Raw genomic sequence first — 16,795 nt, forward strand, 5'->3', positions numbered from 1 at the left:
TGATATTAACGTAGCTTAGAGTCAGGAGAATTCTTTAGTCTGAGCCGTCACCTAATTAGATAGTGGTCAGCGTTCTAATCAGCTCCGCCTGCTTCCAGTTCCCGATATATTCTTACCATCTCCCATCAGTACGTCATCGTCTTTGGAGGTCGTTCAATCCTCTGCTGAAGGTCGGTGACACGCTTGGATTTGCTGTTTAACCTGATGGGCACATTTCTGAAAGGCCAGGACTTCTTCGTCATTCAGTTGGGTTTTAATCCGACGATGCACCCCTTCTTGACCCACGATACATGGAACGCTAAGACAGCAATCTGCAACAGCACAATACCCATCAATCAAGACACTAACGGGTAGGGTGTGTCGCAAGTCTTCGACAATGCTGGTCACAATCATTTCGACTGCCAAAGATACGGTGTAATTGGTATAGCCTTTGGCTTGGAAAATGGTCCAAGCAGATCGCTTGGCATCGACTACCATCTGTTGGCGTGATGGATTGGCATCAATACATTCACCGCCAATCATGGCAGAACTGAGGGCAGCAAACTGGCTGTCTCCATGCTCCCCCAAAATATAGGCGTTGATATCTGAGGAATGGATTCCCAATTGGGCAGATAACAGGTCACGAAACCGGGCAGAGTCTATCAAGGTGCCGGTGCCGATCACACGTTGCCAAGGGTTGTGATCGGTTTGCTGCTGGATAATTTGCAGAATCTCGTAGGTTAGCGCATCCACGGGGTTGCTGATATTGATAAAGATGGCATTCGGACTGTGCTGGAGAAGAGGTGGGATCAGGGTGTGCATGATTTGAGTGTTTTTTACCAGCAATGTACTGCGGGCCTGCATTTGCTTGGGCATGGGCGCACTCGCCGCAATGATAATAATGTCGGACTCAGCCGTATCCTCCAGGTCACCATCTCGGACCTCTAATCTGTAGGGCGTCAGCGCTACTGCTTGCTGAATGTCAATGGCTTCGGCATGGGCAATATCCCTGGTGCGGTTATAGAGAATTAACTCAGAAGCTAGACCCTCTTTTGCTAGGACAAAACTGATGGTTGAACCAACTTTACCGATACCGATTACAGAAATTTTCATACAACAACTTTGCGGTGGGAACGTAATTTTATTTCAGCTTTGAATCGATTCGTTAACTGCATAATTCTGCAATTAAAAGATGATGAATTTATAGAGGGGATCGAAACTGACATGATTATCTCCATAACTTTGACTATAGCTGCACGGACGATGCAGTCTCACAAATGCGCTGGGTCAGTCCGTCAGAGAGAAAAGGCTCTCGGATGGCCTGAAAGAATGGCAATTGCTGCCGTAAGCATTGCTGAGAGATGATCAAACCATGACAGTTTTCGGTATTGGAGAAGCCTGGCTTACCTTTGATCCTAGAGACAATCCAGTCTTAACAACCTGTTCAGATCTTGAATTGAATCTTTGGAATCAGAACCGCTAAAACTATAAAATTCACGTTTTTCTAAACTTTTTCCTGACTATTGCAAATTGCTTGGCTTCTAAGTTGGTTTTTCACCGTCTGAAGTATTTAGGTAAGCAATAATGACTATTACTCTTAAGCAATATCCCAAGTGTATTTCTGATCTCTTCACCTGTGGGTTGATGTATGCAGTCGCAGAATATAAAATTCATTCTCCTCAACCCTTAACTCAGTCTGAGAGTTGGGATTTCTGGACCCAACCCCGATCGTCATTTATGGAGTGGCTTGCCAGAACGTATCCGCTCAAGACACAACGCATGTCCTATCTAAATAGAATGCTGGATCACGATCATGCCAGCGGTATTGAAACTCATTACGATGTTTCTAATGATTTTTATGCCCTGTTTTTAGATGAAAGATATCGGTTTTACACCTGTGCGGAATTCCAATCGGAACAAGATTCTTTAGAAGAGGCACAAACGAATAAAGCCCAATATCTTTTATCTTTGATGCAACTGCAGGGGACCGAGAGTGTTCTAGATCTAGGGTGTGGTTGGGGGGCAATGCTGAAGTTTCTCCAAGATTCAGGACATCAGGGGCAATTAGCGGGCTACACCTTGTCAAAAGAGCAGCTAACCTATGGTCAACAACAGTTAGGACTGAATGTTTCTCTCACTAATTTCATTACGAATGATTTTGTAGAAGCCCCTTATGAGCGCATCTTTTCGATTGGGGCTTTAGAGCATGTCCGGCCCCATGAACTCAAAGATCTATACCAAAAAATTTATGATGCTTTGGTCCCTGGTGGCTTAGCTGTACATCAGTTCTTCTCTCTTGAGCGTGAGCCCTATCCAACATCAATGGTTTTGATGCAACTTTTCTTTCCAGGCTCTCTATTGTCTATGCATGAAACTCATCTTCAAATGGCTCAGGAGGTGGGATTCCATATTACCCATGACTCAATCCATGACTACCAACCGACCTTGCAAGCATGGTATCAACGACTAGCCAAAAAACAAGATACAGCGATTGAGTTAGTGGGGCTAGAAATCTTCAATCGTTATATGACTTTTTTTCCCACCGCTTGGCTGTTCTTCCAGCAGCATGAAGCTGAACTCCATCGGGTCGTGATGGAGAAACCAGAGACTGTAAAACACAAATGAGAGGATCGTAAAGGTCAGAGACCACATGGGCCATAACCTCAAAAAGAGGAGCAGTTATATCTGATTTACGGAAGCAAAACTCTTCGCCCTCTCAGGTCGAGGGGAATGTCTAATCAGAGTATCTGCTCCAAAATCGTTGGGTCTTTAATCTCATGATCTTTAGCCAGCATAATTGCTTTGGAGATCACTTCTGCCGTTTTCGGATCATTATCGGCAAAGGGCAAAAAGAGTCGCCCCCGATGTTGACTGTGAACGGGCACCACACAAATTGCACCTCCTGGCTGACGATGAACCATTGCGCTACCCAGATGGATGCTATAGCTGCCAATCTTCCCTTCAATTAAGGCGTGAGCATTTTTCAGTTGAATATTATTGAGCTGGAGCAGGCGGCTAGTTTCTTGCAGAAGGGAAGCTCTCATCTCGACCGTTGAGGCACTGGCTTCTGGATCGACGCCGCCTTGGTGAGCCACGCTGACGACTAGATCCATATCTCGCATCACTTCGCTAAAGAGACGGGAGGGAACGGCGGATAATTCCAGGGTCTTGTAGGTGGTGCGATCGCAAAAGCAAATCTGATCCAGGGTAAACCCTTCCACCTCCGTCGGCGTATACCATCCCTCTTCAAATTCGAGCCAAACCACGATCTGCTCATCATGGTAAGTGCGCCGAATCCCTTCTTCAGGATGGGCGACCCAGCCCCGTTTGCCCAGGAGGGCCAAGGATTGACGGGGATTGACTTGATGCCCCGTATATCGACAAGAGCCAGAACCACGGCCTTGTTGTTCCGCCGTAGTCAAAACATAGAGTTCTCGGAAAATCTGCTTAAAGGGTTGGACTAGCTCTGACTGGAAACAGTATTGCTGCCAGAGATGCCAATCATCCCGTTCGGCTAAATCAACAGGGTGGGCAATACGTAGCTTCATGGACGCTTTGATGACCACGGTTTGACCGTCATGGTTGAGTAATCCGTCCACTCGGGGTAATCCCGCGACCCCGGTATCCACCTCAATAAAAACCAGGCGCTGCAATACGGGTTTTAACAGGGGATGGGTTAGGAGTTGCTTTAGCTCAGTGCCAGTAAACTGATCGCCCCGGCACATAGATTGTTCTAGGGATTGAGTGATGCGACTAGCCTGCTGGGTAATTTCTTTCTTGCGAAGCTGCAGGGCTTTAATTTCTGGATGTTTGCGGAGTTTAGCCGGGACCGATTTTAGGGATTTGCCATTTTTTAGGACAGAAATCTGGGGTTTGCCATTGGGGGTGATGCTTAAGCTGACGGCGACCGAATCAACATCTACGGAAACAGCACCAGCGGCCAAATCCTGAATCGCCATCCCTTCCATGGCCCATTCCAGTCGCTGCGGATCAGGATACCCAGCCGTGCGCGCCAAGTTATCCATACTAATTCGAGCTGCTAGCTTCTCACTGGCTTGACGCTGGGAGCCAAACTTACGGCTCTCCCGCAGAAATTCTTGAATAATTTGATAGCGTTCCAGGAGATCTTTGTCTCGCTTTTTTCCTCTCGCTAAAGGCAGTAGGCCCAAGGCCCGCACACTATCCTGATGGCGCTTGGTTTGCAGCCGTTTAATCAGATCAGTTCGATCTGTTGCCCCGGTCATGGCTTCTGCAAAGAGTTGTGCTCGCTTATGGCCACCGCCGCCGGAGGTGTACTTGGCTGCTTCATTTAAGGCTGTCCAGCGATCCGACTTCATGCCTTTGCGAATGCGCTGAAACCAAGCCACATCTACGGCACCATCTAACAAATCTTGACTAGAAAGAGGGGTCCGTTCTGCTATTTGAGCGGCCCATAGGTCACGAATATCAGCGTCAACCTGCCAAGCCTCATCTTTGGTATGGCCATGAAACCACCAAACCGCTTCGGCAAATCCTTTCCATCGCAAGGCATGTTCAATGTAATTCACCCATTGGGGTGCATACATGGCCAGCTCTACAAGCTGCTGGGAGGGGATTGAGGTGGCTTTAATGGCCTTGGCAAAATCCTGGGGGGTTTCGTCTTCTCCTGGAAAAGAATTCCGACAAAGATGGCTAAATACCGCAGCTCGACTTTTGCTGTCAGACACCCAGCCTCGGACAAATTTTTCATGATCAAACTTTTGGAGGAGGCTCACTAGAGTTGCAATGCCCTCGATTGAACTTAGATTCTTGACAACTTCAGTGGCTGCTGTGGGCAGTTCTCCTCGGGTTAGTTCGATTGTAAGGATGCGATCGCAACATTGATTCACGATCTGACCGATCTTTTGATTAGCCTGAATGTATCGATGCGGCTTCCGTTGGGTCAACTTTCGCAGTTCGTGAAACTGTAAAGACATGGGGCGCGCCCCGATTAAGTAATCCCAGAAATCTGCATCCGTGGCAGCTTCAGCACCATAGGCTAGGGAAATTTCTCGCAACTCAGGTCGAAGGCGCTGAATAAATCCCTCTTCTTTAGTGGTTTCGAAGCGGTCATAACTATAGTGCGTTTCTCCAGATTTGACTTGCCAATGAGGGACACTATCATCCCTAGGTTCATCAATCCAGCGCAGGAGCTGCCATAGGTGTCGAATCTGGGCCACAGACCATTGCGTTGAATAATCATGGAAATGGGCTCTGGCTAAATTCAGCCATACCAACAATCGTGAATTACGCCACTCCTTCTGCTTGCCTGCCCTCTGTTGATGGATGATGGCGAGGGTATATTGAGCGGCATTTAACAGGGCATCAACTAAATTTTGAGGTGGCTCCAGATAAATGAGCCAAGATAGAAGATCGGATATCCACGGGTAGGTTAGATTAATCGGGGTAACCCAACGTTCAAAAAGTTTAAGTTGCCATTTGGGTGGTTCGTTGCATCCTTGATCCATCCAAAAGTTGTAGTGAAATGCCATGCTGCCCGCACCATGGCAAGCCGCAATGGCCCGAATGATTTCCAACTCGTCTGGATCTCGTAGGGATTCTGGGCGGTTTTCTAGCCATGTTTGCCAAACCTCTGCCAGGGGAAATCTTTTCAGATTCTCCTCCTGAGATAGCTTTAAATCGGGTGATGGAAACCAGTGAATATTCCCCAATAATTCTTCCTGAGGGTAGTCGTGATCAAGCACAACCCCGTCAGTGCGATGCGCTTGGATCAGCGCATTTAAAGCGGTCAGTATTTCCTGGGCTGCCTCTGACACTAAGGGAATGGGATGTTCGGGTTGCTCGGGGTATTGGGGATGCGATCGCAACTCCCAGGCCGCCAAACCTAAGGCATCATCCAAGGTAGGAATATCCTGTTGATCCGCCATCAGCTGATCAAGCAACTCTTGCTCACTCGCCGTCCGTTTGGGACGCTGGCTGGCATAGGCTTCAGCGACGGGTTTGACCTGGCCCCGCTCCGCTTGCTGGAGCTGAACAAGCAGTTCTAACCCGGCTTTTCGCTGAGGGGCTTTAGACGTATTCAGAAGACGTTGGGCACTCTCAATAGCAGCATCATCTTCTTGTTTCAACAACAAGGACAGAACACCTCTTCTCAGGTCTGCTGCTTTGCGATGCAGCATAGATTCTAGGGTTTGGGCCTCAGTGGAAGTCGGACAGTAGCGGTGAGCGTTAAGAGCCTTCATGATTTGCTCCCGGACATAGCTACTGCGATCGCGAATCAGCTCGAAAATAACGTCCTGAGCCTGATCATCCCAAGTCTGTTTGGCAATCAGCAGTTTCCCCACTTGAATGCGACCCCATTCCCCCATCATTGTTTGATAAGGGATCAGACGTTCAACCGGGCGATCGCCTAAACTGCGAAGCAGGTCAGCCGTTATCCCTTGGAGGGTAATGGTGTAACTCATCCATGACCATACCAAGGGTTCAACGAGTGTTTCCTTGGCAGAGAAGCGACTGACAAACGCTTCTAAAGCTTCAAAGTCAGCCCTTCCTCTCAACGACAGATAGGCCTGAACCGCAACTTGGATATTCAAGTCGTCAAGACTCGGGGTGATGGCCGCTCGGGCTTGACTGATATCCAATTGACGAAGCAGGTAAGCCGCCACAAATCGCTGTTCGACGGTCCCCGTTTCTAAGAGTTCAACCGCAGGTGGAATCGCTAGATCGACATTCTCAAAAGCCAGAGACCAGAGGGCGATGTAAACCTGGTTAGGGTCGTCACTTTGGAGCAACTCAGTTCGTTGGTTGGGATACTCCAACAGTTGGAGAAGGAGTTCTAAACTCTCTTGCACCCGACGCTGGTGCTCCACCTCCCAACCCAGGCCAAACCACACATCCACGGCCCGAACCGTGGCGCTAAAGCGCACAAGATTATGGTCTAGGATAACGCGGACGATACGCTGAAAGGCTTGAGAATGAGCTTCGTCAATGGTTTCTAAAATGGTTTGTCGTAGCCCTTCTTGGCGTTGGGCAGCCACTAGTAGATTTTCAATCAGCTCCCAGCCGTCGGGCCGATTGGCGACTAGCAGGGCGCGAGTCACGTGCCGTCCCATGGCACCAATCTCATGATCACCCCGAGCAGAGTCACAGAGAATCTCGAAAATCTGATCGCCTAAGGTATCGCCTTGGTTGATGGCTGCCGCGAACAGGTACCCGAGATCATTACCATAGCCAAGATAAGGTGCCCAAGCCGCATACCAGTCCAGGGACTGTTCAAAACCTCGGATAACTCCCAGTAACGACTGAATAAAATTTCGATGGGCAATCTTATAGTGCTCAGGATGGTCCGACCGAAAGCCTCTGCGAGTGTAACCCACCTGATAGAGAATCAGGTCGTAAGCCCGCAGTACATAGTCACTAATTTGAGGGAATAACACCTCAAAAAGTTGGCTGCGCTCTACTTCTGCCAGCTCAACCGCGTCCTGAAACGGTTGCCAATACGGTTCTCGATCATAGGGATTGCTCGATTCGTTGGGGGAGATTTCCAGGTGGAGCATTCTTAGCCCAATATGATTCAAGTTCTCAGGTAATGCAGCCAGTTCCGTTCTGCGACGATCCAGCCAGGTTTCAACCCGGAATTTCTTGAGAGACTCCTGAGCAAGTTCACGTTTAAGCATGTTATCCACCCACCAGTGCAACGAGTCTAATAAACGTTAAGCGGCTATCGAGCTTGAGATGCACAGTGGCATCTAACTCTTCCTGCTGTACATCATCGAGAAACACGTAGTACAACCCGTCGATAAAGCCCATAATGGCGGTCTCGATAGCCGCTTCTTGATCCACGACTTGCTCAAAGTCGCGATCGCCTAGGGTTACTTTGCCCTCAACCAGGCTCTGATGGATCGCATCCTTACTCAGGAACTGCTGCAGCTTCTGCTCCGTTTGCCGCTGTTGGAAGGCCTGTACTTCAGCTCTGACGACGCAGGTGATCAGAACACGTAAAGTGAAGGGCGAGTTTAGTTGAGACGGAGGTATAGGAACGGACCAGTCTGAGAAGATGGGGCGACGTTTCCCAATAACTTTGCCCTCAACGTTGATACAGAAGGTCATTGTGATCAGAAGGAGAATGAATGAAACAAATGTACTATAGCTAACACAAATTAAATTGTCATCAGTGGAAAACACAGAATATTGCTAGGAAATGGAAGTGCTCAATCTACTTCCAAGGAATGTTCAACCAAGAACCGCCCCGCCCATAATGCTCCCAGATTGCTCTCATAGAATTCACCATCGGTATGGACCTGTCCTTCAGGGGTGATCACCCAACATTGATATCCCCATTCCAATGCATAGGAGATACCCACCAGCCATCCACCCGGAAATCCAAATAAATCTGTTATGGAGTCTATTGCCATTCAACCCTCCCTACGAGGAGGAAAAGAGAAACTTTTTTTGTTCTGTTGACACAGAATTAGTACAAGTATACTATACTAGTCGAACAACCTCAAATTATCCCTTTGGAGATCCCGATCATGGCCACCCATACTGACGCTTCGGAAAAGCAAAAAGCCCTGGACTTGGTGATGAAAAATGTGGAACGCACCTTTGGCAAAGGGGCGATTATGCGTCTTGGGGATGCCACTCGGATGCAGATTGAAACCATCTCCTCAGGGGCTTTAACCCTAGATCTAGCCTTGGGTGGTGGACTGCCAAGAGGCCGGGTGATCGAAATCTATGGCCCTGAAAGTTCGGGAAAAACAACCGTAGCGTTACATGCGATCGCACAAATCCAAAAAAATGGTGGCGTCGCTGCCTTCGTCGATGCTGAACATGCTTTAGACCCCGTCTATGCCGCTGCCCTAGGAGTAGATGTCTCGGAACTCCTGGTCAGTCAGCCCGACTCGGGAGAAATGGCCCTAGAAATTGTCGATCAACTGGTGCGCTCCAGTGCCGTTGATCTCGTAGTGATCGACTCCGTCGCTGCCCTCACCCCCCGCGCAGAAATTGAAGGAGATATGGGTGACTCCCATATGGGTTTGCAGGCCCGATTAATGAGTCAGGCCCTGCGCAAAATCACTAGCAATATTTCCAAGTCTGGCAGTACTGTTATCTTTCTGAATCAGCTGCGTCAAAAAATCGGTGTTACCTACGGTAATCCTGAAGTCACCACAGGCGGGAATGCCCTCAAATTCTACGCTTCCGTTCGCCTCGATATTCGTCGCATTCAAACCTTGAAAAAAGGCACGGATATGTTTGGAATCCGAGCCAAAGTAAAAGTTGCTAAGAATAAGGTTGCCCCTCCGTTTCGGATTGCCGAGTTTGACATTCTGTTCGGCCAAGGGATTTCTACCACCGGGTGTTTGGTTGATATGGCCGAAGAAACGGATGTGATTGTTCGCAAAGGAGCTTGGTATAGCTTCGATGGCAACAATATTGGCCAGGGACGAGAAAACACGATTCAGTACTTTATCGAGAATCCCGAATTCGCCGAAGATATCGAGCAGCAGGTGCGCCAGAAGCTGGAGTTAGGGGCTGAAGTCTCTGCAAATTCAATCACAGCCGTGGAGGTCGAGGAAGAAAGCGCTACTTAATCTCTGGCTATTATTTCGAAGCGCAATTTATTCCACTTGATTCTTACATTGAGGAAAATTCAATGATTGGATATGTGACTTTAGGTACAAACGATATCGCTAAAGCAGCCGAGTTTTATGATGCTCTGCTAGCATTGCTCGGCGGCAAAAGGTTTATGGAATCCGACAGTTTTATTGCCTGGAGTGCAGGACCCGAGCAGGCTGGTGTTTGTATTGCCAAACCCTTCAATGGCAAGCCTGCCACCGTCGGGAACGGCGTCATGATCGCCCTAATGGCTGAAAGTAATGACAAAGTGGATGAAATCTACAAAAAAGCCATTGAACTGGGTGCCCAAGACGAAGGTCCAGCAGGTCCGAGGGGAGACTTAGAGGGATTTTATGCGGGCTACTTCCGGGATCTAGACGGCAATAAACTCAATGTCTTTCATATGCCTTAGCCTAAGGCCATCCATTAAGCCAAAGAAGAGAAAACGACATTGAGAAGACAATCCCGAATCTCTTAAGGATGTTGAGTTCTACCCAAAGCTGAAGAGCTGAAGTAAATATCAACGACGGCTGTAGAGATCAGGAAGGCAGCATCATTCTGGCTGAATTTACGGCACCCATCATTCGCAATCACACAAGCAAACCACAGTATTTTCCCCTTACTAAAAAAGTAAAAGGAGACTTCCATGGGTTTACAGGATCAAATCGGCAGTTTTTGCTGGTGGAGTTTAATGACGAAGGACGTATCAAAAGCGAATGATTTTTATCATCAGCTCTTTGATTGGCATTTGAGTGAAATGGAAATTCCAGGCCATGACAATGCCACGATTTATGCTGCGGGGAAAGGTGGATTTGCCAATCCAGTTCCCATCGAGAACGACTTTCCATTTCCCAGCCACTGGATCGCCTACATCACCGTTGCCAATGTCGATCAAGCCTGTCAGCAGGCAGAGAAATTGGGGGGCAAAGTCAGTGTCCCCACCTTTGAGATTCCCTCCGTGGGCCACACAGCCGTGATCAATGATCCGGTCGGCTCCGCCTTTCACGTGTTCACCCCTGAGCAGGACAGTGATGATCTGAATATGATGGGCAAGGGGCCGGGAGAGATTTGCTGGATGGAACTCCTAGTCGATGATCCAACTCCCGCTTTACCGTTCTACTCCCAACTCTTTGGCTGGCAGTTTTCTGCGCCCATGTCCATGAATGGTGGCGACTATTACACCGTCAAGGTGAATGGCGAGGATGTGGGCGGCATTATGAAGCGACCGCCGGATGTGCCCAAGATGCCTCCCCTCTGGATGAACTATTTCTCCGTCACCTCAGTGGAACAATGGTCAGAAAAGGCCCAATCCTTGGGAGGAAAGATTGTGATGCCCAAAACGGAAATACCAGAGACGGGATTTTTTGCCTGCATAGAAGATCCAACCGGTGCCCATTCCTATTTATTTGAGCTGACCCGTTAAACTTTTAGCACGTCAGCGTGTTTGATTCATGTCCTACGAGGTCGCCCATCCTAACAATCCCCCGACTGAACAGCTGCAAGGGGTCGTAGAGCGGCTAACCTATCATTCCGACGAATCGGGATATACCGTGGCCCGCTTCAAAGCCCCTAGAACCCGCGAATTGATTACGATTGTGGGCAGCTTTGCCAATATCCAAGCGGGCCAAACCCTGCAAGTTCAGGGGATTTGGCGGGACCATCCTAAGTATGGCTCCCAATTTCAGGTCAAACAATATCAAGAAACCAAACCAGCTACCCTTACGGGGATTGAAAAGTACCTGGGGAGTGGCTTAATCAAAGGCGTTGGTCCAGTGACCGCCAAGCGCATCGTGGCTCATTTTGGCCTAGAGACCCTGGATATTATCGAGAATCAGATTGAGCGCCTAGTTGAAGTCCCCGGCATTGCCAAGAAGCGAGTCAAACTGATTCAGACGGCTTGGGATAGTCAGAAATCCATTAAAGAGGTGATGGTCTTTCTCCAGAGCCATGGCGTCTCCACAACCTATGCCGTCAAAATCTTTAAACAGTATGGGGACGAAGCCATCGACATCGTTACCCAGAACCCCTACCGACTTGCAACCGATGTTTATGGTATTGGCTTTGTCACTGCCGATCAAATTGCCCGTAACCTGGGTATCTCTCCCCATTCAGAGTATCGCTATCGTAGTGGTCTGTTACATGTCCTGAGCGAATCCGCCGATGAAGGGCATTGCTATTTACCTCAACCCGACCTGATCGATCGAGCCGTGAAGCGGTTGACCCTTCCCGAATATCAACCCAAGCCTGATCAAGTGGCATACCTAATCCAGGTCATGATCGCGGATGCTGAGCTGATTGTTGAACAGTTCGAACAGGATGATTCAGTAGAGCTACTTTGCTATGCACCTTCCTTCTTTCGAGCTGAGTTTCATCTTGCCCGACGATTACTCCAAATGCTGGCTCATCCCCTTGAAGTAGATCAGGGGCGAGTTCGCAGTTGGCTCGATCGCTTTATGGCTCAAACAACTGTTTCTCTCTCGAAACAACAGCAGCAGGCAGTCGAATTAGCTACTAGCCAGCGAGTCGTGATCCTCACCGGAGGACCAGGGACAGGGAAAACCTTCACCACTCGGACCATTGTGGCCCTCTGGAAGGCCATGGGAAAAGAAATTGTCTTGGCTTCTCCTACGGGCCGGGCCGCACAGCGACTGAGTGAAGTGACGGGCCATGAAGCGAAAACCATCCATCGTCTTCTGGAATTTGACCCTAAAACAATGAAGTTTCAGCGGGATTCAGACTGCCCTATCCCTGCCGATGCAGTGGTGATTGATGAAGCTTCCATGCTGGATCTATTCCTCGCTAATTCCTTAATTAAAGCGATTGATACCAACGCTCAACTGTTGCTGGTCGGTGATACGGATCAGCTACCCAGTGTGGGACCCGGCAATATTCTGCTGGATCTCATGACGTCTCAGCGGATTCCCGTGTTGGAACTAAAGGAGGTTTTTCGCCAAGCCCAAGCCAGTCACATCATTCAAAATGCTCATCAGATTAACCAAGGCAAGTTCCCCCATCTAGAGTCCGTGAGTCTGACCCCAAAGACGGATTGTTTGTGGATTGGGGCACCTGAACCAGAACATGGTCAGCAGGCCATCCAAGAACTGATCAACGACCTGATGCCGCAATTGGGGTATGTGGCGGTGCAGGATGTGCAAGTCCTTTGTCCCATGACTAGAGGGGAGGTGGGAACTCGCAGACTCAACCAAGTTCTCCAATGCTTGATCAATCCCCCCAGTCCTAATAAAGCTGAAATATCGAGAGGGGGATTGACTCTCAGGGTGGGTGATCGGGTGCTTCAGCAGGTCAATGATTACAACCGCGAGGTCTTCAATGGCGATATGGGGGTGATCGAGGCGATTAATCTGGAAGAGGTAGCCGTGACGGTTCGGTATGGAGAGCGGTCTGTTGCCTACGATCTGGCGGACTTAAATGAAATCGGATTGGCTTGGGCCGTCACAATTCATAAAAGCCAGGGGTCGGAATATCCCGTGGTGATTTTGCCAATGTATATGCAGCACTACATTATGTTAAGCCGCAATCTGCTCTACACGGGCTTGACGAGGGCTAAGAAACTGGCGATTCTAGTTGGCCCCAAGAATGCGATCAGTATGGCGATTCGACAGGTCAAGGATAAGCAGCGATATACCTTGCTAGATCAACGGTTAAGCCTTAGGTAGTGCATCAGGTGTAACTGGAGAGAACAGCACGAGCTTTTACCAGTAAATTTTTTATCAGAGGAGGAATAATTGCTGAAGGTTGGTGTCTCATCGGATTGATCCATTTGTAGTTGGAGGATTTTGTATGCCAGGTCCATCAAAAGCCGGTCTGTTTGTATATGCCAAATATCTCAAGTGCCTGGCGAATTTCTATGAAACGGTCTTAAAAATATCTGCTGTCCATCAGTCAGATGAATATGTTGTTTTGCAGTCTTCTGATATTCAGCTGATTATTCATGCCATACCTCAGCATATTGCGAAGGGCATCACTATTTCTTCTCCTCCAGAACCACGAGAACAAACAGCACTCAAGTTTTTCTTTACGGTTTCCAGTCTTTCTGATGCAAGGCAAGCCGCAGCAGAGTTAGGGGGTGAAGTCTTCACTGAGCAATGGAGTAGCCCAGCTTTTCATGTTTGTAATGCTTGTGATCCAGAAGGGAATATTTTTCAGGTGCGTGAGGAGATTCATTAATGGTTGAAATAAGCTAATCGTCCATCCATGGCAAAGCTTAAATCACTCATCACTTTATTAACCCCACGGACCGGGATTGTTGGCAGCGGCTTAGGAAGTTCATATGGAACTCCAGACTCAGTATCGTCAGATTAAATTTCCTGATCTAAGGGTTAGGGATTGAAGACGCATGTAGATTCTTCACTAATAATACCTAGTCAGAATAAATTAAGCTTTCCAGACTAGGATTGACCCCAAATAACGATATGGCAAGTAGTTTACCTGACTGCCTGACACATCTCTGAAAGCCTTTTCTTCGTAAGGGTTTACACTGTAAGAATAGCAACGCTGCCCCTAAGGCAAGAGAGTTGGTAATACGTTTAGGTTGCGTTTGACGTGTGAACAATGCCAAAAGCTAGCCTTATACACCCTGCTATTCAGCATCCAAAAGCTACGTATCTAAAGGCTTTGAGGTACTTATGTCAGGCAGTCAGGTAGTTTACTGATTCTAGTATGTAAATTTTTTATATGAGTGAAAACTATTTTCAGTTTTTTAATTTTGATAATTTATGAAAAATAATAGCCATGCCTTTGGTAGTATTCTTAAAAAGTTTATAGATTCCCCTTTTTACAGCACTTAAGAGAAAACAACTATAGTCAAACCTTGGCTCTATCTAGGTTAATAGGCCCTATCCTCTAGAGAATAGATCTCATGGGCAATTGCTTATTCTATTTGAGGAAATGGCTTTGTTTCTCCATTAAGGATTCTCCCAAAATCCAGCAGCCATTTTAGTGCAAGCTTTGGGATTTAAACTTGATAGTCTAGGCCAATCATAATTACTCATAGGATTTCTGCCTGCCATTGTTATATCCCCCCTATAGCAATCAGGAAGTGCTGAACATAGTTTGCTTTCCTTAAGTAAGCGCTTGAGAATGTTGTATTTCTATGCAATATTCCCTATTCATATCTGAATATTTTTCGGTTAATTATCACGAAAAAATATTCCATCCTAGACTATTCGAAGTTAGTGAAAACCTTGCTTCATCTATAGTCTTGCAGACCTTCTACTGATCTTATTCAGTACCAAGACAGTTTAAATGCTCATATTTCCGAACATCTAGATTTTGAGTTGTTCAGTTTTGCTCGCTCGTTTACATCTGTTTAATAGGAAGGAATTTATTCATATGCGACTATTCATTCGCCGTTTTTCTGTATTGGCTTTAGTTTTAGCCAGTTGTTTGAGTTTGACGGGTTGGCTACAACCTGCCAGTGCATTGGATATTAATTTAGCTACGACTTACCGAAATCCCGTTGATGCCAAACTGGAAACAGATTTTGGTCAAAAAATTGACTTGAATAATACCAACGTCATTGCTTTTAGCCAATATAAGGGGCTTTACCCTACCATCGCCGGTAAAGTGGTTCAGAACGCTCCCTACAGTAGTGTCGAAGAAGTTTTAAATATTGATGGCTTAACGGATACTCAAAAGAAAATGCTGCAGCAGCACCTCGGTGACTTTACGATTACGGCCCCAGATCCAGCTTTAATCGGCGGCCAAGATCGTTATAACCCAGGAGCTTATTATCCTGTTCGTCGCTCCTAAGTGTGAATGTACGGATGGGATTTAGGGGAGTTCCATCGGGAGCATGTCACCTTTGCAAATGCACAAAGTTTGGAATTAAAAATTTGATGCCTGAAAGCAAGGCTAGCAAGGATTTTTGAGATGAGTATAAATACTAGCTTACAAAGGTGACATGCTCCCAGTTCCATCCGTGCATTCACCCCTGAAAGTAACGCTTGAAACGGTTGAGCACGGGTAAGCCTTTATTGCCCGTTTGTTTCCAATAGTGGAGGCAATCCACCATGCAAGTATTTTCTAGGCAAGGTTGGCAAGTCATCTGCCATCAACTGACGAGACTTGTAATCGGCATCATTTTGATTGGGACCGTTCTTTCTTTAGGCTGGCTGAATCATACTTCAGAATTTTGTTGGGCGGCTTTACCGACCGGAAATGCAACAACGAATCCCATGAGTATTCTGAGGCTGGCTTTACCTGTGGATAACGAGGCCATTCAAACCCTTCATCAATACTTAGAAGAGATGCCTCAACAGCTTGATGATCCAGAAGCTCGATTACAACCCAAACAATGGTTTGAGATTGAGAATAAGGTCACAAAGGCGATTAAAACCTTTAATCAAGACGCATCCGATTTTCTTGCCGCGATTCCTACTCCCTTTTGGCCCCAGGCTTTGGTCCGCATGAATCAAATTAACGCAGCTCTAGCGGATCTAAAGATCCTGTCTGACCAACAAAATAAAGAACAATTTGTGGCTAAACGTACACAAGCCTGGAATTCGATAGATTTACTGGCAGCTTCTATGGAGTCACAATTTCCTGTCAACATACCGAATGACTATCAAACTCTACCCCAGTTAAACGGCCGAGCCGTCGTGGTTCTCGACACTAGCAAGGGACCCATCACCATGATGGTGGATGGCTATAACGCCCCCATTACTGCAGGTAACTTTCTGGATCTCGTCCAGCGAGAGTTCTATGACGATCTAACGTTTACCCGTGAAGATGAGGCTTATGTGGTGCAAGCTGGAAATCCAGAAGGACCACAAGCTGGATTTGTGGATCCGGAGACCAGTCAGTATCGCTCTATTCCTTTGGAGGTCATGGTCAAGGGAGTTTCTGAACCAGTCTATGGGTCTACTTTAGAAGAATTAGGGCTGTCTGATCCTGTGCTTCCTTTTTCTGCTTATGGGACGGTTGCTATGGGCCATCCTGCTGGTGACCCGAACGGTGGGTCATCTCAATTTTTCTTTCACTTATTTGAGCCCGATTTGACTCCTGCAGGATTAAATCTGCTGGATGGTCAATATGCCGTTTTTGGCTATGTGGTTGCTGGTCAAGACGTATTGGCTCAATTACAACATGGCGATCATCTGCGTTCCGCTAGGGTCGTTGATATTTCTCCACCCAATGGTTTCACTTTACGTTATCTGGATTGGATTCTAGTGCAAAACACCCCTATGTCCTTGGCTTAATC

At 47.4% G+C, this 16,795-nt stretch carries 13 protein-coding genes; 8 read left to right on the forward strand and 5 right to left on the reverse strand.

Annotated elements, in window-relative coordinates:
* Positions 1 to 153: 153 nt before the first annotated feature.
* A complete protein-coding gene (locus tag HRE53_RS22300) occupies positions 154 to 1,092 on the reverse strand; it encodes a malate dehydrogenase (protein WP_235107987.1) in 939 nt (312 codons plus the stop codon).
* A 471-nt stretch (positions 1,093 to 1,563) separates the two neighbouring features.
* Here HRE53_RS22300 and HRE53_RS22305 point away from each other — a divergent pair, with 471 nt between their 5' ends.
* A complete protein-coding gene (locus HRE53_RS22305) occupies positions 1,564 to 2,604 on the forward strand; it encodes a class I SAM-dependent methyltransferase (protein ID WP_235107988.1) in 1,041 nt (346 codons plus the stop codon).
* Between the two features lie 113 nt (positions 2,605 to 2,717).
* Here the strand turns inward: HRE53_RS22305 and HRE53_RS22310 are convergent, their stop codons facing one another.
* The 3 genes from HRE53_RS22310 to HRE53_RS22320 all read right to left on the reverse strand — a co-directional run bounded on the left by HRE53_RS22310 (position 2,718) and on the right by HRE53_RS22320 (position 8,372).
* On the reverse strand, positions 2,718 to 7,634 hold the full coding sequence (locus HRE53_RS22310) for a DUF5724 domain-containing protein (protein ID WP_235107989.1): 4,917 nt from the start codon (positions 7,632 to 7,634) through the stop codon (positions 2,718 to 2,720).
* Between the two features lies 1 nt (position 7,635).
* Positions 7,636 to 8,067: a hypothetical protein gene (locus HRE53_RS22315; RefSeq protein WP_235107990.1), complete on the reverse strand. Its 432-nt coding sequence runs from the start codon at positions 8,065 to 8,067 to the stop codon at positions 7,636 to 7,638.
* 101 nt (positions 8,068 to 8,168) lie between these two features.
* Positions 8,169 to 8,372 (reverse strand): hypothetical protein, encoded by a 204-nt coding sequence (locus tag HRE53_RS22320; RefSeq protein ID WP_212665368.1) that lies wholly within the window; start codon positions 8,370 to 8,372, stop codon positions 8,169 to 8,171.
* Between the two features lie 117 nt (positions 8,373 to 8,489).
* On the opposite strand from HRE53_RS22320, the gene recA reads away from it, so the two are divergent.
* A complete protein-coding gene (gene recA, locus HRE53_RS22325; RefSeq protein WP_235107991.1) occupies positions 8,490 to 9,548 on the forward strand; it encodes a recombinase RecA in 1,059 nt (352 codons plus the stop codon).
* A gap of 62 nt (positions 9,549 to 9,610) precedes the next feature.
* On the forward strand, positions 9,611 to 9,985 hold the full coding sequence (locus tag HRE53_RS22330) for a VOC family protein (RefSeq protein WP_235107992.1): 375 nt from the start codon (positions 9,611 to 9,613) through the stop codon (positions 9,983 to 9,985).
* Positions 9,986 to 10,047: 62 nt separating this feature from the next.
* On the opposite strand, the gene HRE53_RS22335 is transcribed toward HRE53_RS22330, so the two are convergent.
* Entirely contained in the window at positions 10,048 to 10,221 is a 174-nt protein-coding gene (locus HRE53_RS22335; RefSeq protein ID WP_235107993.1) for a hypothetical protein, read from the reverse strand.
* On the opposite strand from HRE53_RS22335, the gene HRE53_RS22340 reads away from it, so the two are divergent.
* The 5 genes from HRE53_RS22340 (at position 10,220) to HRE53_RS22360 (ending at position 16,793) form a co-directional block, all read left to right on the forward strand.
* Positions 10,220 to 10,996, forward strand: a complete 777-nt coding sequence (locus HRE53_RS22340; protein ID WP_235107994.1) for a VOC family protein — start codon at positions 10,220 to 10,222, stop codon at positions 10,994 to 10,996. The two genes, HRE53_RS22335 and HRE53_RS22340, sit on opposite strands and share 2 nt — an antisense overlap.
* Positions 10,997 to 11,024: 28 nt before the next feature.
* On the forward strand, positions 11,025 to 13,250 hold the full coding sequence (locus HRE53_RS22345) for an ATP-dependent RecD-like DNA helicase (RefSeq protein WP_235107995.1): 2,226 nt from the start codon (positions 11,025 to 11,027) through the stop codon (positions 13,248 to 13,250).
* 124 nt (positions 13,251 to 13,374) lie between these two features.
* A complete protein-coding gene (locus HRE53_RS22350; protein WP_212665373.1) occupies positions 13,375 to 13,761 on the forward strand; it encodes a VOC family protein in 387 nt (128 codons plus the stop codon).
* Between the two features lie 1,164 nt (positions 13,762 to 14,925).
* Positions 14,926 to 15,345: a photosystem II complex extrinsic protein PsbU gene (gene psbU, locus HRE53_RS22355; protein WP_235107996.1), complete on the forward strand. Its 420-nt coding sequence runs from the start codon at positions 14,926 to 14,928 to the stop codon at positions 15,343 to 15,345.
* A 260-nt stretch (positions 15,346 to 15,605) separates the two neighbouring features.
* The gene (locus HRE53_RS22360; protein WP_235107997.1) at positions 15,606 to 16,793 is read left to right on the forward strand and encodes a peptidylprolyl isomerase; all 1,188 of its coding nucleotides are present in this window, start codon (positions 15,606 to 15,608) and stop codon (positions 16,791 to 16,793) included.
* Positions 16,794 to 16,795 lie beyond the last annotated feature (2 nt).

Origin of the sequence: Acaryochloris sp. 'Moss Beach', from assembly GCF_021497025.1 — a bacterium.
Taxonomy (GTDB): Bacteria; Cyanobacteriota; Cyanobacteriia; order Thermosynechococcales; family Thermosynechococcaceae; genus Acaryochloris; species Acaryochloris marina_A.